The organism is Laspinema olomoucense D3b, from assembly GCF_025370785.1.
GTDB classification, from domain to species: Bacteria; Cyanobacteriota; Cyanobacteriia; order Cyanobacteriales; family Laspinemataceae; genus Laspinema; species Laspinema olomoucense.
The window spans coordinates 58,617-76,665 of sequence record NZ_JAMXFA010000017.1; the positions used below are offsets into that span (position 1 = coordinate 58,617).

General features: G+C 47.7%; 16 protein-coding genes and 1 tRNA gene. 8 read left to right on the forward strand and 9 right to left on the reverse strand.

The annotated features are described in order from the left end of the window. Window positions 1-537 precede the first annotated feature (537 nt). The 4 genes from NG792_RS14390 to NG792_RS14405 form a co-directional block, all read right to left on the reverse strand. Window positions 538-1,173: a thylakoid membrane photosystem I accumulation factor gene (locus NG792_RS14390; RefSeq protein ID WP_261235877.1), complete on the reverse strand. Its 636-nt coding sequence runs from the start codon at window positions 1,171-1,173 to the stop codon at window positions 538-540. Window positions 1,174-1,347: 174 nt separating this feature from the next. Next, complete coding sequence (locus tag NG792_RS14395) at window positions 1,348-2,424, reverse strand: glycerate kinase (RefSeq protein WP_261235833.1); 1,077 nt, start codon at window positions 2,422-2,424, stop codon at window positions 1,348-1,350. 55 nt (window positions 2,425-2,479) lie between these two features. Continuing rightward, the gene (locus NG792_RS14400) at window positions 2,480-2,812 is read right to left on the reverse strand and encodes a DUF565 domain-containing protein (RefSeq protein ID WP_261198359.1); all 333 of its coding nucleotides are present in this window, start codon (window positions 2,810-2,812) and stop codon (window positions 2,480-2,482) included. 47 nt (window positions 2,813-2,859) lie between these two features. Next, a complete protein-coding gene (locus tag NG792_RS14405) occupies window positions 2,860-2,991 on the reverse strand; it encodes a hypothetical protein (RefSeq protein ID WP_261198360.1) in 132 nt (43 codons plus the stop codon). 135 nt (window positions 2,992-3,126) lie between these two features. Between NG792_RS14405 and NG792_RS14410 the strand changes: the two genes are divergently transcribed. Continuing rightward, entirely contained in the window at window positions 3,127-5,025 is a 1,899-nt protein-coding gene (locus NG792_RS14410; protein ID WP_261235834.1) for an ArnT family glycosyltransferase, read from the forward strand. 82 nt (window positions 5,026-5,107) lie between these two features. On the opposite strand, the gene NG792_RS14415 is transcribed toward NG792_RS14410, so the two are convergent. Continuing rightward, the gene (locus tag NG792_RS14415; RefSeq protein ID WP_261235835.1) at window positions 5,108-8,329 is read right to left on the reverse strand and encodes a hybrid sensor histidine kinase/response regulator; all 3,222 of its coding nucleotides are present in this window, start codon (window positions 8,327-8,329) and stop codon (window positions 5,108-5,110) included. A gap of 123 nt (window positions 8,330-8,452) precedes the next feature. Here NG792_RS14415 and NG792_RS14420 point away from each other — a divergent pair, with 123 nt between their 5' ends. The 4 genes from NG792_RS14420 to kaiC all read left to right on the forward strand — a co-directional run bounded on the left by NG792_RS14420 (window position 8,453) and on the right by kaiC (window position 11,942). After that, complete coding sequence (locus NG792_RS14420; protein WP_261198363.1) at window positions 8,453-8,590, forward strand: hypothetical protein; 138 nt, start codon at window positions 8,453-8,455, stop codon at window positions 8,588-8,590. Between the two features lie 375 nt (window positions 8,591-8,965). Continuing rightward, entirely contained in the window at window positions 8,966-9,904 is a 939-nt protein-coding gene (locus NG792_RS14425; protein ID WP_261198364.1) for a circadian clock protein KaiA, read from the forward strand. A gap of 59 nt (window positions 9,905-9,963) precedes the next feature. Then, a complete protein-coding gene (kaiB, locus tag NG792_RS14430; protein ID WP_015147792.1) occupies window positions 9,964-10,278 on the forward strand; it encodes a circadian clock protein KaiB in 315 nt (104 codons plus the stop codon). A gap of 101 nt (window positions 10,279-10,379) precedes the next feature. Beyond that, window positions 10,380-11,942 carry a circadian clock protein KaiC gene (kaiC, locus tag NG792_RS14435; RefSeq protein ID WP_261235836.1) on the forward strand — a complete coding sequence of 521 codons (1,563 nt, stop codon included), beginning with the start codon at window positions 10,380-10,382 and terminating at the stop codon, window positions 11,940-11,942. 69 nt (window positions 11,943-12,011) lie between these two features. Here the strand turns inward: kaiC and NG792_RS14440 are convergent. Further along, window positions 12,012-12,084: transfer RNA gene (locus NG792_RS14440), tRNA-Arg, on the reverse strand. 427 nt (window positions 12,085-12,511) lie between these two features. Here NG792_RS14440 and NG792_RS14445 point away from each other — a divergent pair. After that, entirely contained in the window at window positions 12,512-13,633 is a 1,122-nt protein-coding gene (locus tag NG792_RS14445) for a hypothetical protein (protein ID WP_261198366.1), read from the forward strand. A 186-nt stretch (window positions 13,634-13,819) separates the two neighbouring features. After that, the gene (locus NG792_RS14450) at window positions 13,820-14,332 is read left to right on the forward strand and encodes a peptidoglycan-binding domain-containing protein (RefSeq protein WP_261235837.1); all 513 of its coding nucleotides are present in this window, start codon (window positions 13,820-13,822) and stop codon (window positions 14,330-14,332) included. Window positions 14,333-14,411: 79 nt separating this feature from the next. Here NG792_RS14450 and NG792_RS14455 read toward each other — a convergent pair whose 3' ends face one another. Further along, on the reverse strand, window positions 14,412-15,062 hold the full coding sequence (locus NG792_RS14455) for a class I SAM-dependent methyltransferase (protein WP_261235838.1): 651 nt from the start codon (window positions 15,060-15,062) through the stop codon (window positions 14,412-14,414). A gap of 524 nt (window positions 15,063-15,586) precedes the next feature. Between NG792_RS14455 and NG792_RS14460 the strand changes: the two genes are divergently transcribed. Next, entirely contained in the window at window positions 15,587-16,162 is a 576-nt protein-coding gene (locus NG792_RS14460; RefSeq protein WP_261198369.1) for a Uma2 family endonuclease, read from the forward strand. A gap of 165 nt (window positions 16,163-16,327) precedes the next feature. Here the strand turns inward: NG792_RS14460 and NG792_RS14465 are convergent, their stop codons facing one another. Next, the gene (locus tag NG792_RS14465; protein ID WP_261198370.1) at window positions 16,328-17,284 is read right to left on the reverse strand and encodes an RNA polymerase sigma factor, RpoD/SigA family; all 957 of its coding nucleotides are present in this window, start codon (window positions 17,282-17,284) and stop codon (window positions 16,328-16,330) included. A 199-nt stretch (window positions 17,285-17,483) separates the two neighbouring features. Continuing rightward, window positions 17,484-17,615, reverse strand: coding sequence for a hypothetical protein (locus tag NG792_RS14470; protein WP_261198371.1), 132 nt, complete (start codon window positions 17,613-17,615; stop codon window positions 17,484-17,486). Between the last annotated feature and the right edge of the window lie 434 nt (window positions 17,616-18,049).

An 18,049-nucleotide genomic window follows, 5' to 3' on the forward strand; every position in this document is an offset into this window, starting at 1 on the left:
AACTGGACAAAAGAGTTCAGCTTGTCATTCTGTTGCTGGTTTGAAGGATACCCTAATTGGCAATTTAGGGAGTGGTGGAACTGAACCTTGGAAGTGGGCACAGGAGGTTAGATGCTCTCATCCCGATATTATCAAAGGTGTACCGTGATTTAGGTATTGTTCACTATGGGAACGTGATTTTGGCCGATCGCAACAGAGATCTGCGGATGGGTTGAGTTAAATATGCACCTATCCCCTTGATTATCTCAAAGCTTATTCACACCGAACATGGGCAATTAGACTCAATTTATAAAAAGTATTTATAGTTAAGGTCGCCAATGTTAAAAAAAGGTGCAAACCGAGAGGTTATATATCATAATTTGCTTTCGTTGTCAACCCTCAAATGACTGGGATGAATGTTCCAGGGAGTTCTGTCTCGGAGGTGGTGCGCCGGTTCACGCGGGGAGGGGCCACCTAAGTTAGCCCCAGGGACACGGAAAGCAACACCAGTAGATGGAGTCGTCACTCCCCGGGTTCCTACATTTCCCCGTTGCGGGATTAGCGAGAGAGCTCGACACTCACCTCATTCGGAGCACGCCGTTTGAGTTCAATTGATTCCGATCGCGGCAGCAAGTCGTAAACCTGTCGCAACACATCATCAATGGACTCATAAGAAACTTGTCCCTTGCCGTCATAAACGACTTTACCCTTTAAATCCAGGACAACGGTTTGAGGCACAACCCCAGAATAATAGTACCCCGGTTCCGTGGGTGCATATTTATCCTTGACGGGAATGGCATCGACGTTAATGGGTAAAATATCAGCGGCCCGTCCGTAGAATGCCTGAATCTGCGAAACAACGGCGGTGTATTGCTTGCAATCGCTGCTGTCATCGAGAAAAAACACTAGCACCGTAGCGCGATCGTCCCGAGAGAGGGACTGTTCTAGGGAGACTCTCGGCGGTACTAAGGAACCATTGCCGCCATAGAGGGCGTAAATATTGCCATCAAAGTTATCATCGTTGAGACCGGCGATCGCCCCTGGGGTAAGCATCAACCACAGACAACTCACCATTACGATCGCCACAACCAGTCGTTTTGCCATCACTCGACATAAGTCAACGGCTAAATTTAGACCTTTCTTGACACGGATGCTACCAGCAGGCAACCCAAAATAAAACATAGAATACAACATCAACTCTCGGGGAGACTCCTGCACTTGACTCTATCAAGTTTTGCCGGTTCTTGACGTACTTGATTCAATCTCATCTTAGCCATTGGCAATCCTCAACTCGGGAATCCTTCCGCGACTCATCCCTGATATCCGAGGAGAAGGGTAAAAAATGTTCCGCAACCCCCTGAAACAAAATCAAGGGATGCCTGAGTTTCCCCCAGTCTGCCGGGGACTGTAAACCGTGATAATACGGCGATCGCCTCCAATCTGGATCACCAAGTCCACCTCGGAACCCGGACGCAACAGGGGCCTGACAAACAACTCTGGATGCAACGCCTTCCAAAAATATTCTACAAATTCCCCAATTTCCCCATCACTCATTCCCCCCTTACCCTGGGCCTTCATTTCCCATTCCGCCTGCATCCGCCACTGCAAACTAAGGCGATAATCCTCGGGATACAACACCATCAACCCATCTAATCGGTCCCACAAGGGCAAATAATCCCGCAATCGCTGATTCATATCTCGGGCAAAACTGCGGTCTGCTGCGGTGATAATGGGCCAAGGGGGAGTCTCAAACACTGCCGGATCCACCGGACGCACTCCCACAAACCATCCTTCCAATAACAGGATATCTACACCCTCAACGAGGGAAGGTTCTGTGCGATCGCCTTGTCCCTCCCACAAGGATTTATCAAATCGGGGAACAGCAATAGTTTGTCCATCGGGATTGCGCAAGCGATCGAGGAGGTTAATCCCTAACTCGACATCGTGAGTCCCTGGAGGTCCTCGCCAAATCAGACGCGGGTCCTCCTCCCGCAACTGCTGTCGTTCTAAATAGGTTTTATAAAGGTCATCGATAGAAAGGGCCAAGGTAGAATAGCCCAGATGGGTCAAAATCCAGGTTAAAATTCTCCCCAGGGTGGTTTTCCCTGTTCCCTGTCCCCCTAAAATCCCTTGCATCCAGGGTCGTCCTAATTCCTGGTGAGAGGCGATCAGTTTCATCCCTAAGGGTAACCACAATTGCCATAACGGTTCGAGTATTTTATTTCCCTGTAAGGGAAATTGCTCCAGGTGGGGTAGAATCACCGCTAATGCCTGCGATCGCTCCTGGAGTTTGGAGTGTACCGTTTCCGGGGAAATCCCATACCCCTGAGCACGAAGGGGGTCGGCGAGTTCTTGTTGGATTAACGCTTCCCAAGTGGATCCGGTGGGCGGACCTCCCTGCTGCCACTCCTCCAGAATAGAGGCGATCGCCCACTCTTTCTCCATGAATCAATCTCCCTTGAATTCGGTGAAAATGGCGTTTAATCCGATTAACAATCCATTAAGAACCGAGGGTAAAGGCAAGGACGAATAGACTGTAAATCATGCCAATTTTAAAAGAATTGATTCCCTGGGCCAACAGCGATCGCTTCATTTGGCCGTGAATCCGATAGAAAAAAAAGCTATAGAGTTCTGTTAATACAATTAAAATAGCGGCTACCATCACATCTAAGTTGGCATTTTGTCCGGCGATCGTACTAATTGCCGTTCCCAGAAAATTACCCATTAAAAAGCTAATCAGCAGTACGGATATCCGTCGCCACGGATTGCGTAAGGATTGCCTCAGTTCAGAAGCGGCACCATCAAACAGACTGTTCAGACGGGTATTCTGCATAGCTTATATCATTTTCAATCAAACATGGCTCTCGAACCCTGACCCCTTCAGTCACAGACCCGATTCTGACCTCGGCGATCGCGCGGCACGATGGCGACCCTAAAAATCTCCTCTCCCTCCCGCATTTCCATCCAGGAAGCAGCATCCGCCGGTTTGTTAGATACAATAGCATATTCCAACCCTCTCCCCCATCTACCCCCTATCCCCCACCTCCCCCATCCCCATAGCGGTCAACCAAGGACCAATGACCAAGGACCAATGACATAAGACCAATGACTGTAAACCATAACAGACCCTAGATACACAAACAACTGATGAAACTTCAAATGAATCGCTTTTGGGATACTGAGAGTCAAATAAGCGTACCGCCTAAGTTAGCTTTAATATTATCAATTTTGGGGCTATTAGGGATTGGCTGGATTGCATTTTTATGGAAATTAGGCAGCGTCGGGTTAGTGGATGAAACGGAACCTTTGTTTGCCGAAGCAGCCCGACAAATGGTGGTCACGGGGGATTGGATTACGCCTTATTTTAACCAAGAAACGCGATTTGATAAACCGCCTTTAATTTATTGGTTGATGGCGATCGCCTACCAAATTTTTGGGGTAAATGAATGGGCAGTGCGTCTGCCTTCCGCATTATCAGCCATTGCTTTGATGGGTATCGTCTTCTTTACCCTGCTATATTTTACCGTTCCTCACCCCGCCATTCCATCGGAACTTAAAGAATCAGAAAGATGGCAAAATATCCCTCGAAAAGCCTGGTTTTGTGCGGGACTCGGAGGGGCGATCGCTGCTTTGAATTTCCAAACCATTGCTTGGGGAAGAATTGGCGTTTCTGATATGTTATTAAGTGCTTGCATGGGAATCGCTCTCCTGGCTTTTTTTTGGGGATATGCCACTTCCCAGCCTTTACAAAATACAGAAAATCAATTCAAAAATTCTCTACCATCAACCGTCTTAACTGCCGATGCCTGGTATGTCATTTTTTACAGTTTTATCGCCTTAGCCATTCTGGCTAAAGGCCCCGTCGGGATTGTGTTACCGGGATTAATTATTGGCGCTTTTGCAATTTATCTGGGACAGGTGAAAGAATTATGGAGGGAAATAAAACCCCTGCGCGGTATTTTAATCATCACGACTATCGCCTTGCCTTGGTATATTTTAGTTATTTTAGCCAATGGCCAAACCTATATCGATACATTTTTTGGGTATCATAATTTTGAACGGTTTACGCAGGTCGTGAACAATCATAGTGGAACCTGGTATTTTTACTTTTTAGTGCTGTTAGCAGGATTTTCCCCTTGGTCGATTTATTTACCTATTTCAATAGCCCGGTTACGCTTCTGGAAATGCAGTCGCTGGCGGAATCAACCCCGGACTAATCATCTGGGTTTATTTGCTTTATTTTGGTTAGGCGGTATCTTTATATTCTTTACCGTTGCCGTCACCAAACTCCCCAGTTATATTCTTCCGGCCCTCCCTGCTGCTGCCATATTAGTCAGTTTGTTTTGGAGTGAAGAAAGCTTTAAATTGGACCGCGATCGTAAACCTAATCGCTTCAGTTTATTTGTTGGAGTTTCCGTCATCGGTAACTTAATCTTATTCTTACTCATGGCGACTGCCATTCTTTCGGTTCCCCAAATCATAGACCAAGACCCAGCCATGCCGGAATTTCCCAGAATATTAACAAATTCGGGTTTAATTGAACGCGGTGCTTTAGTTTTAATGACTACTGCATTAGTGGGATTAATTTTAGTCTTAAAACGCCAGTGGCGATGGATTATGGCGGTGAATCTCGCGGGATTTGTGGCCTTTTTTATGTTAGCGGTAATGCCGGTTTATTTTATTTTTGATAGCGAACGGCAATTGCCGATCCGCCAACTGGCTGAAATTATTGAACAGGTGAAACAACCGGAACAAGAGGTCGTGATGGTTGCCTTTGAAAAACCTAGTTTAGTTTTTTACAGTCATCAACGGATTAAATTTTTTAGGCGTTCCAATAATGCCCGAGAATATTTGCAACAATTATCCGCAAAAAATTCCAATCGGCTGCCGTTTTTAGTTTTAGGATATCCTGACAAAATTAAGGGCCTGGAAATTCCTAATCCTGAAGCGTATCAACTGATTGCCAAGCGGGGGAATTATTGGCTACTGGAAATGCCGCAACAGTTGTTTTTGCCAGACGGAACAGGGCGCAAGGATGAAGGATGAATGGAAACGACAGCAAGTCGGGATGTTGAACTTCCCCATCTTCCCCATCTCCCCCATCCACCCCATCCACCCCATCTCGGATTCAAATTTTCAACGCTTGGTTAATCGAATCAAGTAACTCCTCCATTGATAAAGAAGGGGGTAACAGTTGGGTGGCGATCGCCTTTAAACTGGACCGAAATTCTCCGGGACTGTCTGTTTCAGAGGTTTCCAAGGAGCGATCGACGATTAAAATAGCGGGGCGTTCCGGAAGCTGTTCCAACAGATTCAGCGCGTCAATCGGGAACTGAGAGGGGACAGAATCTGGAACATAAATTAACAGCAAATCCACACTATGATGTTGCAATTGCTGCCAAACTTCTGACCAAGAACGACCCATCCAACATCTAAACCCAGCGGTTTGAATATATTGAATCGAAGCTTGTAACCACTCGTGTTTAGTGGAGGTGGAATCGATGGGGAAACGGCCTGATTCTGCACTTCCGGACCGTTTGGAAACCCCTGGGGTCAGTGTCGAGCAGCGGTCGGGAAACTGGGACAAAATCGAGATATCAATGGCTAAAATTGCGGGTTTAGAACTCATTCCCACGGCAACTTCCACTGCCTGAAATAACGCGGTGACATTGGGCCAAATTGCCTCATCTGCCTGATCGCTACTATGAATGGGTTTGAGATAGGGAAAAACTGTCAAACCGGGCACTTGGGAGGCAGATAGGGCAATTTGGCGATCGAGGGTCACCAGGGGAACCGCAGCGAGGGCGGGATATTGGCTGAATTGTTGGATAAACAGACTAGGATCGTGGAGGTCAGGGGCCGGATCGAGCAAGATGGCGTCCAGATGCCAGACTCGGGCCAATAATTCGGCTTGTTCGAGATCATCGGCCTCTAAAACCCGATAATGATAGGACGCGGAGGGATTTAACCCCGAGGTGAGCAGTCCATTGAGTTGATCGCTCAACCCGTTGCTGTGCTCCTGGGGCGATCGCCCATCAAGGTCCCGATATTCCGGGTCGAAGGGACTCAACCGCAACACCGTTAGGGTCGTTGGCGGCGTTGCCAAACTTTTCTCTTCCGGGTCCTGCATTAACCCCTCTAAGGTTTTTTCTAGGGAATTTCCCTTCACCGGCAGGGTTAAAAACCCATTACACTGCGCCCGAATCGCCCGTTCCTTGTCCACCTCTGTTGCCATGACGATCGCCGGGATATGTCGGGTTTGTGGGTCAGATTTGAGCAGAGTCAGCACGTCCCAACCTGAGAGCATTGGCAAGAATAAATTCAAAAAAATAGCCCGAGGTTGTAAGCGTCGAGCCTTTTCCACCGCCTCAGTCCCTGCACGGGCGATCGCCACTCGATAACCCAACTCATTAAACCGTTCCGTCAAATCATCAATATATCGAGGCACCGCTTCCACAATTAAAATTAAGCGGTTCTTTGTGGGGTCTACTCGTTCCGTGAGGGTCGTCGTCTGTTGCGGGGGACAAGGAGGTAACAGCAGGGTAAATTCACTCCCCACCCCTTCTTTGGAAATAAACGTCACATCACCCCCATGAGCCCGCGCAAGGCGCTGAGTTAATGCCAATCCCAAACCCGTTCCCTCAAATTGCCGCGTCATCGGGTTTTCCAATTGTTGGAATTTTTGAAAAATCAAGTGCTGTTTTTGGGCAGGAATGCCAATCCCCGTATCCCAGACAGTGAAAGCCAGCCAGCCTTCCCAGCGATTCACTCTCAGGCCAATTTCTCCGCCATTGGCGGTAAATTTAATCGCGTTAGAGAGGAGATTGTACAGCATTTGTCGCAGGCGCAATTCATCCGCCACCGGGCTCGGTAACCCGGGTTCGAGTTCCAGGGTAAAGGGGATTTCCAGTTCGGTAATCGCGGCATTGCTGCTGCTGCCATGAACTGGGGAATCCGAGGGGTGATGGGACTGTTTAGCTTGGTCAAAGGCGCGATCGCAGACTTCGGGGATACTCACAGGTTCGAGAATCAGTTCCATTTGTCCACTCTCGATCCGGGTGAGATCCAGGATATCGTTCACCACATTCATCAAATGTCGCCCACTGGTGTAGATCATTTGAGCATAGCGAGCTTGGCGATCGGTCAGGGGGCCGAGGGTCCGTTCCTTGAGCAGACTGGATAACCCCAGAACGGCAGTGAGGGGGGTTTTGAGTTCGTGACTAATACAGGCCAAAAATTCATCTTTGAGCCGGTTCATCTGCATCAAATCGGCATTTTTGGCCGCGAGTTCTTTGGCGACTTGCTGCTGAACCGTAACATCTTGAGCCAGAACCAACCAGAGGGATTCCGTCTGGGACCCCTGAGATGGGAGGGAAGCCGAAACCGGGGGGTGACTGCCAGGGGGTTGATTCCCGGTGGACTCGGGAGCCGCCAATTCTGGCCCTTGTGAAGAGTCCCCGGGGGAATCTTGCCCGGACAGAAGAGGCGATCGCTCAGACAAGGCAAGACCGATGGGGATTTTCACAAACTGCCACACGCGGTCCGACTCTTTCGGGATGGGACATAAACCCAAGCTCAGAGAGTCTGAGTCGGGGTGTTCTAAGTGGTCCGGTTCCCGATTAAAGGTCAGTTGTGAAGGGGTCCGGACTTCCCCCGAGGGGTCAGTTTCCGGTTCCGAAAAGGCATCAAAGTAGGTCCGCCATGCTTGGTTGTAAATTGCAACTTTCCCGGCTGAAGTTTGCAATTTCATCGGCAACGGGATTTCTTCTAGGAGTTCCCCCAAGGGACGAACCGCCCCAAACGGCCAAGCTTTGATCCCACTGAGGGTCCCGGGCTCCTCCGACGGTGGCTCGGGGAATCCAGGGGTCCGGGGAACGAGGCGGGTATTTTGGGCCAAAGCTGCGATCGCCCGGGGAAAATCCAACAACCCTAAGCATTTGTCCTCAGCATCCACCACCACCCACTGGGGTTGCCTAGGTCGTTCCCCGTCTTGGGTTTGGAGCCTCTCCCAGAATTGAGTTAAGTTCATATTCGCCGGAACCCTCTCCACCGCAGCGACTGCTTCGGGACTCAATCCAACCACAGGTTGCTGCCAGAGGTCTAAATCATGGGTAGTCGGTGCATCCAGACCCCCTTCCCGATTCTGGCTGTCATTCCCCACCACCGCACAGAAGCGGGCCATCAAGGTGGCTAAATCCGCGTGAGGCAGGCCATTTCTTTCCTCGGTTAACCCCCACTCCAGACTCATGGTTTCCCCTTGTAATAAATTCAATAGCAAACAGCCCACATCTAGGACGCCCACCGGACCTTCCCCTTCATTGAGGAGGATGAGGCGCTCAAATGCTGACATCCGCCCCGCGCTGATGCTCAAGCGATGCCACAACTCTGCTATACTTACCGTTTGTGGGCATACAGGGGTAGGGAGTGTAAATTCTTCTAAGAGTAGGGGGGTCTTTAACATAGGGAACTGGGGATGAAGATCTTGCAAAAATCACAACGGACTGTTGAGCTAACGGTAACACCCAGCAGCAGTGGGGGGGTTGCCTCACAGGATGCCATTCCATCGGGCTTTTACTCTAACGCCTACGGCATCCGGGTAGCGATGAGATAAATCGGACAAGAAACCGGGTTTCCTACCTACCTTGGTCCTAGTTAATAGAGATTTTGTGAAAAAATCCGGTCTATCTTCCCTCTACTGTAACGACGTCCTAGTACGTCCTGCTTTGTTGTCTAAGTCATTGGGGATAACCGATACAGAATCACCCGGGAATCAGATGGTTGACGTTTGGAGACCACCGCTCATGACTCCAGGTACAGATCAATTATGGATCTCAATGGGGTGTGAGGCCGGGGAACCCATTACAATTTAGGTAGAGTGTTTGTTGAATGTTTAACACAACCTTGAGCCACCAGTCATGGCGGCGGGGCAATTGAACGTTGCGGCTGCACGAGTAGTCAATTGGAACATCGATTTTCTAATAACGTTTTGCAAAACAAACTGTCTATTTGTACTTTCGGGCCATCGGATATCCTGGCGCAATCGCTCACCCAGTTTTTGGAGAGCGATCGGTATGCGCTCACTTATTTTCAGGGGACTGATGAGTTTCTCGCCTTCGTCGAACGAGAAAAACAACAGCTTGACTGTCTAATTTTACAAGCTCATCCCAAGTTAAAGGGCCTCGCCTATCTACTCCATCAAAAATCGACTCTCTTGCCTGCAGTGATTGTCCACCTGGGTTCCCATCAAGCCAGTGAATCAGCGGAAGCGCCAGCTTCTGACCTCAACGACATCCTGCTAACTTCCGTAAAATCCCCGGAAAATGGGGAGTTCGTCTCCTCCAAAGTGGTCTACCATACCGCTGAAAGCCACATCTCAGTGTCTCAACTCCCCCATATCGGTCGTTCTGTCGAAAAAGCTATCACCCAGTTTATTAACTTCTCCCCAGTCTCCTGGGAAACCGATCGCAGCCAACCCACCCCCAATTCATCTCCAGACACCTCCACTCAACACTTTCTCGGGCCCCAGCAGCGGATGCTCGCCGAAAAATTGAGAGAGCGATTAGGATACCTTGGTGTGTACTACAAACGCAATCCCAAACGTTTTCTGCGGAATTTACCTCCCGCCGAACGACAACATTTTTTAGATGAACTCCAAGCCGAATATCGTGATATTGTTTTGAATTATTTCTCCGCCGATGGCTCCCTCAATCAAAGAATTGATGAAATGGTCAGTACCGCTTTTTTGGCTGATATTTCAGTCACCCAGATTGTAGAAATCCACATGGATTTAATGGATGATTTTTCTAAACAACTTAAACTAGAAGGGCGCAGTGAAGAAATTCTCTTAGACTACCGATTAACTCTCATTGATATTATCGCTCATTTATGTGAAATGTATCGTCGCTCAATTCCCAGAGATGCTTAATCAATATTCAGTCTCCACCCGACTTTTTCTTCTCGGCTCAATTTTCACGAAGTGAATCCATGATTAACCCCAAAAAAACCTACGTTCTCAAGCTTTACGTTGCAGGGAACACCCCCAACTCTGTTCGCGCTTTAAAAACCCTCAAAGATATTTTAGAGCAAGAATTTGAAGGAGTTTATGCCCTCAAAGTGATTGATGTATTGAAAAATCCTCAACTCGCAGAAGAGGATAAAATATTGGCAACCCCAACCCTATCTAAAATCCTGCCCCCTCCTGTGCGCAAAATCATTGGAGACCTCTCGGACCGCGAAAAAGTTCTGATCGGTTTAGACCTGCTCTATGAAGAATTACGAGAAGAGCGAGAATTTGAGTAAAATCACTCGGCTCAAACCTGTCCAAACTTCTCTTAATTAATTTATAATCCTAGGTCCATCGTCCCTCACCCCTAGCCTTCTTGTCATTTTAAACTCGCCCTATGAATCTTACTAAGCCATCCGGAGAAAGCGAAGAACGTATGCCCCTAGGCGTCCATAAAATCCGCACCATGATTGAGGGGTTTGATGACATCAGTCATGGCGGAATGCCTGTCGGCAGAACGACCTTAGTCAGCGGCACCTCCGGGACGGGTAAAACCCTGTTTGCGGTCCAGTTCCTCTACAACGGCATTACCTTTTTCGAGGAACCCGGGGTCTTCGTAACCTTTGAAGAATCTCCCAGCGATATTATCAAAAATGCCTATAGTTTTGGCTGGGACCTGCAAGGCTTAATTGACCAAGGTAAACTCTTTATTCTCGATGCTTCGCCGGACCCAGAAGGACAAGATGTGGTCGGAAATTTTGACCTTTCTGCCCTGATTGAGCGGATTCAGTATGCTATTCGCAAATACAAAGCGAAACGAGTCTCTATTGACTCTGTAACTGCTGTCTTTCAACAGTATGATGCCGCCTCGGTAGTGCGTCGGGAAATCTTCCGCTTAGTGGCCCGTCTCAAACAAGTGGGTGCAACTACGATTATGACCACGGAACGAGTCGAAGAATATGGACCCGTGGCTCGCTTTGGGGTGGAAGAATTCGTGTCGGATAATGTGGTAATTGTTCGCAACGTTTTAGAAAGCGAACGCCGTCGCCGGACCCTAGAAATTTTGAAATTGCGCGGCACTACCCACATGAAAGGGGAATATCCTTTCACCATCACCAATCAAGGGATTAATATCTTCCCCCTCGGGGCCATGCGCCTCACCCAACGCTCCTCAAATGTCCGGGTTTCTTCCGGGGTCAAAACCCTGGATACCATGTGTGGCGGTGGATTTTTCAAGGATTCTATTATTCTGGCAACGGGGGCAACGGGTACGGGAAAAACCCTCTTGGTCAGCAAATTCTTAGAGGATGCCTGTAAAAGTGGGCAACGGGCGATGATGTTTGCTTATGAAGAATCCCGCGCTCAATTGCTCAGAAATGCTTACTCTTGGGGGATTGATTTTGAAGAACTGGAAGAGAAGGGATTGCTGAGAATTCTGTGTGCATATCCTGAGTCGGCTGGGTTGGAAGATCACTTACAAATCATTAAAACTGATATTTCTGAATTTAAACCGGCTCGAATTGCGATCGACTCGCTTTCGGCTTTAGCTCGCGGTGTCAGTAACAATGCCTTTCGTCAATTCGTGATTGGGGTAACGGGCTATGCTAAACAAGAGGAAATAACGGGATTTTTCACGAATACTACAGACCAATTTATGGGCGCTCATTCGATTACAGAATCCCATATTTCCACGATTACGGATACAATTTTGATGTTGCAGTATGTGGAAATTCGCGGGGAAATGTCCCGGGCGATTAATGTCTTCAAAATGCGCGGTTCTTGGCATGATAAAGGCATTCGGGAATACTCGATTAGTCAGAAGGGACCGGATATTAAAGATTCGTTCCGCAATTATGAACGGATTATCAGTGGTTCTCCCTCTCGGATTTCGGTAGATGAAAAAACGGAACTCTCCCGCATTGTTAAAGGGGTGCAGGGAAAAACTGGGGACGAACTTTAACGGCAAGTATCAAAAAAAGAGGGCCAGTTTGAAACTGTCCCCCTTTTTTATGAAGTGTTAATCACCCAACGAGCACGGAGGGATTTGAACCCCCGACACCCAGAACCGGAATCTGGTGCTCTATCCCCTGAGCTACGTGCCCTAACGATCTCTAACTATATCACCTGTTTGCTAGAATAGCTATAAGTAAAAATACTTGTTTTCTGGAGACGGGCTTGATCCCCTGATGGGCATGGGTCAGAAGGATCAACCAATTCGGACAAATTCAAGGGTGGGACTATAGGCTAGGAGCTTCTCCTGTGCGGGTTATAGACAAAACAGACTGGGTAGAACCGGATTGGGTTATGAACTCATTCCGGTCCCTTCCCCTTGCTATCCTCTCGGCGAGATGGCTGAATATTGGGCCGTTTAGAGGGAGGGTAGAGAGAAAACTTAAAAAAAGTTAAAATTTGAAGGGAATGTTTAAGATTTGACCTCTCCTATCTCGGATCTTACGGGGCGATCGACTGACCCCATTTAACTTGTCCCTTTAGCCTGACCCCCGCTCAATTCCCAAGACAGTCAAACTGATGAATAAACCGATCGCTGGACGTTATGCTCGTTATATTCGATGGCCTTCTGAGACCGAAGTTGCTCCGGTAAAGTCATTCGCACAAGAATGGGCGAAGCGGTATGTACAAAAGCTACATTTGGAGTCCCAAGGGGAAGAAAACGGGGCCGATCGCACTGGCGTGGATGAGTCTGAGTTAACGACGCGGCAACGGGTGGGGGATTCCCTCCGGCAGTCGTTGCGCTTATGTATCGCTCAAGGGTGGTCAAAAACGGAAATGCTCTTAGCACCCAGTTTAAAACAGCATTCCATTGATTCTCAACATCTGAATTCCTGGGAGATGGCGGCGAAAACCCATAAAATTTATGACCAAGCGCTGGAATTGTATGCTCAGGGGAAATCTCCTCAACAACTAGCTGGGGCTATGTCCCCGGTTTTGGGCAGATTGCGACAAGTGCAAGCGACTTCGGAACCTCTGACTTTGGCCTTTGTCAATCTTCAATTTTACTATACAGGACAGTTGCTGTTGCAGCAGGTTTCTCAAACGGAGCGATCGCAACTGGAAGGGTATTTTAGGGTGATTCAGGAATACTTAAATTTACCTCTGCAACGGGTCTATGAAGCAGCAGCAAAATTAGAGTGGGATGACTCTCCCTTGCAGGCGGTGAGAAAACTGCTGCCGGTGAGTTCAGAGATTGCCACGGAAATTTGCGATCGCATTCGGCAACTGTATCCCCGATACCGAAGTAACAGCGGTTCCCTGAATGATGAGCGAATCCGCAAATCTAGCCTGCGCGATGTAGAAATGTTCCAAGTATATCTTTGGGCTTGTGTACTGGAACAAAGTATTGCATCGGTACAACAGGAGTTATTTCCCCTGTGTGTGATGCTTTATCCTTCCTTGGGGGTGCAGTGGGAATTGGTGAGGCAAATGCTCAATTTGTTGGGACGACAATTGCGCGATCGCCTCACAGCAGAAGAGTACGATTTATTTGCCCCTTACTTACGAACTATGTGGGAAATGTTTTCTCCGGCAGTCTTCTCCCCCCCCAAAAAATCGGACCAATCCGAGGCGATCGCCCTTGAATCCGAAGACTTTTTTGATTCCAGTGAATCTCTTGGGAATTGGGTTGTGGGGTAGTCGGTTGCTCCTGTGAACATTTGCCACTGCCTCAAATCGTTATCACGAACACCGGAGAACTTTCCGTTTCATCCCTCATCTTATCGGGAGTCGGAATTGGGAAATCATCGCTAAAATGGTCCAAGCGGGGGGAATTTTTGGGAAATTTCCCGTCATTTTAAATCAACACTAGAGGTTAATAAACAAATGGCATTACAACAAGGTGATACAGGTTCCCGGGTCGAACAACTACAGATGCAATTAGAAAAGTTAGGATATAACGTTGGGCGTTTTAACCCAAACTTTGGCCCTCTTCTTGACGCGATCGTGAAAGCATTTCAAGCGGAATCGGGACTCACCGTCGATGGAGTTGTGGGAGAGCAAACCCAAACCGCGATCGATAGCGCCGTCGCGGGAATTGCCCTACCTACGCGAGTTTCCCCGCCTCCCGTCAGTCCCTCTGGAGATTTTACCACTGGCAATTGGCCCGAATGGAGGATTGTCATCCAAGGCGGATTAAATGCCCGTAGCGGCCCGGGATTTGAATTTCCCGTAGAAAGTACCCTCACAAGCGGCAGTATCGTCACTCGTCATCCCAACTATACTAATCCCGTCCAAGGCGATCGCACCGGCAAACCCTGGTTAGTGATTACCAATCAAGGCACCGCCCAATTTATCCGCGCCAATAATAAATTTATCGAACCCGATATTCAGTCTTAATTCAGACAAAATGGGACAAGGCAATGCCTTGTCCTGAGCCTTAATTATCTTATTGCCCCAGATTTAAGTTCCTTCAACTTCACCCCTCACTTTCCCTCCTAAAAATAACCGATAAATTATTAGCAGGCATTTCCACAATTTCCTGCAAATTTAAGCCATTTTTCCGAGCAACTGCCTCCACCTCCTCTAAATTCCTAACCCCCCATTCTGAGTTTTGCTGTTGCAGCATCTCATCAAAACTCTCATTCGTGGGTGCCGTATGTTTCCCCCCTCGTTTAAAAGGACCGTACAGGTATAAAATACCCCCTGTGGGTAGAATTCGACTCGCCCCCGCCATCAATCCTAAAGTAGCGGTAAACGGAGAAATATGAATTAAATTAATAGCAATTATTGCTGTAATTTCCGATAAATTCACCGGCGGATTGTCGGCGGATTCAATCAACCAAACCGACTCAGCAACATTCAGGGGAATCGGAGGGAAAAGATTATCTGATGGAACCTCTTTCATCCAGGCGAGAATACTCTCCCGTAAAAGAGGTTCTGGTTCACTCGGTTGCCAGAATCGCGGTTTGAGTCGAGGCGCAAAAAAAATGGCGTGTTCACCGCTGCCACTTGCCACTTCTAACACCGTTCCCCTGGGCGGGAGAACCCGACGCAACACCTTTAAAATCGGTTCACGGTTGCGTTGAGTTGCCGGGGCGAATCGTCTCGGATCGTTGGGGTTGTTCATTTCTTTTCTAAAATTTGCCCATTCAAAGGATTAACATTCTAAAATTAGAATAGCAAACTGTCGGACAATCATCGAGTCAACCTCACTAAAATCATAATGATAGAAAACGAGGCGATGAACTACTAGCTATCCTGAATGGCGTGAAGATCACTGTTGTGGACCAGAAAGATTTCTTTGAAGTAGTTTAGGTGATGGGTTAGGGGTTTTGGGTAGTTCCTTCCCTAACCCATCACCCATCACCTAAATGATAGAAAACCGGGTTCTTGAAAAACTCGGTTTTCTATCATCTAGGCGCGGCCCAAAAAAGATAAGTGAGGGGTATTGCATTTTTTAATTTGATACCTTATTATATTCATAATGGGACGATTGACTCCAATAATATTTGAGCAAAGCTTCCCATTATAAGTATAAATTTATCAAAGTCAACCCCGCTTGTCAACAGATTTCCCCTCTTTTTTAGCAAAAAATCTAAATCTCCGTGAAAATCTGTGAAATCAGTGGTTAAAACATCAGGATAAATTCAAATGATTTCAGAACCGATTATTTTAAACCTAAAAACCGTCAACTTAAGCGACGACCAATTTTATCAACTCTGCCAAATCAATGAAAATTGGCGACTGGAAGAAACTGCCCAAGGAGAATTAATCATTATGCCCCCCGTTGGAGGAATCACCGGCAATCGAGAATCTGATTTTAACGCAGATGTAGTGATTTGGAACCGGCAAACTCAACTGGGAAAAGTATTCAGTTCATCCACAATATTCATCTTACCCCAGGGAGGTAAAAGGTCCCCGGATGTAGCTTGGGTGGAGAATGCGCGCTGGGAAGCCCTCACCCAGGAACAACAGGAAAAATTTGTCCCGCTTTGTCCTGATTTTGTCATAGAACTGAGGTCTCGGACTGACCCTTTAAAACAACTTCAAGACAAAATGCAGGAATATCTCAACAGTGGCTTAAAATTAGGCTGGCTGATTAATCCGCAAACGCAACAAGTCGAAATTTATCACCCCACTCAACCCGTAGAAACCGTCCCACTTCCCACCCGCTTATCTGGCGAAAACGTCTTACCAGGATTCATTTTAGACTTGCCGCTGTTTTAAAGTGAGAAGGATTGCATTTCTGGTCTGTGTCTCCGTGTTTCTGTGAAAATCTGTGAAATCAGTGGTTAGAAATCCTTGGTTACCCCCCATCCCGAATCGTCAAAAAAAAGATGCCTCCCACCAGCAGGAGACATCTAAATTCAACGCAACCAAACACCAACCTGATTAGCTGGCAACATATTCATTCATATCCGCTTTGCGCTTGCGGAGCTTTGTGAGGGCTTCCCGTTCGATTTGGCGGACGCGCTCACGACTAATATTGAGCCGATCGCCTATCTTAGAAAGCGTCATCGCCTGTCCATCTTCCAACCCAAACCGTAAAGCAATCACTTCCCGTTGCTGAGTGGTTAACTCCGCCATCAATTTTTCTAAATCTGCTCGCATCGCTGAATGGGTGGCAAAATCTTCCGGAGAGGGTCCGGTATCTTCCAACAACTCACTCAGTTCTGTATCATGGTTGTCCCCCACCCGTAAATCCAGGGAGAGGGGATGTCTGGCGCGTTCCATATACTCGCGGATTTGCTTCGGCGTGAGTTCTAGTTCTGCCGCTAACTCCCCAATAGTAGCTGTACGTCCCAGTTGCTGAGATAATTCCCGAGATGCTTTCTTAATTTTGTTAAGTTTTTCAGTAATGTGAATCGGGAGGCGAATCGTGCGGCCCTTCTCAGCGATCGCCCGAGTAATGGCCTGACGGATCCACCAATAGGCATAGGTGGAAAATCGGTAACCTTTGGTGGGGTCAAATTTCTCCACCCCCCTCTGCATTCCGATGGTTCCTTCCTGGATTAAGTCGAGTAAATCGACATTGCGTTTAATATATTTTTTGGCAACAGACACCACCAGTCGCAAATTCGCTTCCACCATCTTGCGCTTGGCGGTTTCACCTTGCTCGATCGCTTGTTGCAACTCAACTAAGGACAACCCTGCCGCTTGTGACCATTCTACATCCGTCGGCTCGTGACCGAACTGTTCCTTCAGGGTCTCTTTAATCTCATGCAACAGGCTCAAGTGCTGGACTTGCTTACCCAAAACAATCTCCTGCTCATGAGTCAGCAGGGGAACTCGGCCAATTTCTCGCAGGTAAGTGCGAACTAAGTCTGTAGAAGTTTGAGCAGTCTTCATGGCGCTTCTTCACTCAATGGGTAACGTTCGTTTTCGTGGCTTGTATCCTGGACTCTCAATCTGCATTGGCCGTTTTGCCTAGCCTACCGGAGGGATCTCGCACCGGGATAACCTCCGGGGGATATTGATCGGGATAGCCACATCTGAATCCAATCAGGGATGATTCGGGAATGCCAGTTTACCCCTGATGGCTATTTGCTTACTTCTGACGGCTTGGAACCCGAACCGGAACCCGTTCTAGCTGGTATTGGCAAGACAAGGCGATCGCTGTTCTGTATGAATACAGGATTCCCAAAATCAATGCTGCAAGTACAAATGTCGGGGTTGTCATAAAATTTCTTAAATTTCTCAAGTCGTTATGTGAAAAATTGTAACATTTCTTAACGAAATGTCTAGTCCTGACGCGCAGATTCTGAAATTTAGTCTCGGAAGGTCCAGCCCTCGGTTATATAGAGATTACCCAGGAAATAATTTTCAGAATGCATCCTGGAAAACAAAATGAAGAAAATATGGAGAAAAATCAGGATTTTGATCCCCTTGTTGTAACCCTTTGTCTGGCTCAAGGTGCATCAGGTCCCTACAAAAAAACCGCACCCTAAAGGGTGGGTCTACACAAACGAAGCCCGCCTGCGCGGGCTAAGATAAAAATGACTGTTCATACACTGAGGAAGGAGGAACCCAAATCCGGTCCTCTTCGGTTTGCTTTATTCTTTAGCCTGCGTAGGCAGGCTTTGTACCTGGAGCCAGACCCTTTAGGGTGCGGGT

Coding starts and splice junctions, on each gene's coding strand:
- NG792_RS14390 (WP_261235877.1), bottom strand. CDS start 1,173: ATGTTGTATTCTATGTTTTATTTTGGGTTGCCTGCTGGTAGCATCCGT.
- NG792_RS14395 (WP_261235833.1), bottom strand. CDS start 2,424: ATGGAGAAAGAGTGGGCGATCGCCTCTATTCTGGAGGAGTGGCAGCAG.
- NG792_RS14400 (WP_261198359.1), bottom strand. CDS start 2,812: ATGCAGAATACCCGTCTGAACAGTCTGTTTGATGGTGCCGCTTCTGAA.
- NG792_RS14410 (WP_261235834.1), top strand. CDS start 3,127: ATGAAACTTCAAATGAATCGCTTTTGGGATACTGAGAGTCAAATAAGC.
- NG792_RS14415 (WP_261235835.1), bottom strand. CDS start 8,329: ATGTCAGCATTTGAGCGCCTCATCCTCCTCAATGAAGGGGAAGGTCCG.
- NG792_RS14420 (WP_261198363.1), top strand. CDS start 8,453: ATGAAGATCTTGCAAAAATCACAACGGACTGTTGAGCTAACGGTAACA.
- kaiB (WP_015147792.1), top strand. CDS start 9,964: ATGATTAACCCCAAAAAAACCTACGTTCTCAAGCTTTACGTTGCAGGG.
- kaiC (WP_261235836.1), top strand. CDS start 10,380: ATGAATCTTACTAAGCCATCCGGAGAAAGCGAAGAACGTATGCCCCTA.
- NG792_RS14445 (WP_261198366.1), top strand. CDS start 12,512: ATGAATAAACCGATCGCTGGACGTTATGCTCGTTATATTCGATGGCCT.
- NG792_RS14450 (WP_261235837.1), top strand. CDS start 13,820: ATGGCATTACAACAAGGTGATACAGGTTCCCGGGTCGAACAACTACAG.
- NG792_RS14455 (WP_261235838.1), bottom strand. CDS start 15,062: ATGAACAACCCCAACGATCCGAGACGATTCGCCCCGGCAACTCAACGC.
- NG792_RS14460 (WP_261198369.1), top strand. CDS start 15,587: ATGATTTCAGAACCGATTATTTTAAACCTAAAAACCGTCAACTTAAGC.
- NG792_RS14465 (WP_261198370.1), bottom strand. CDS start 17,284: ATGAAGACTGCTCAAACTTCTACAGACTTAGTTCGCACTTACCTGCGA.
- NG792_RS14470 (WP_261198371.1), bottom strand. CDS start 17,615: ATGACAACCCCGACATTTGTACTTGCAGCATTGATTTTGGGAATCCTG.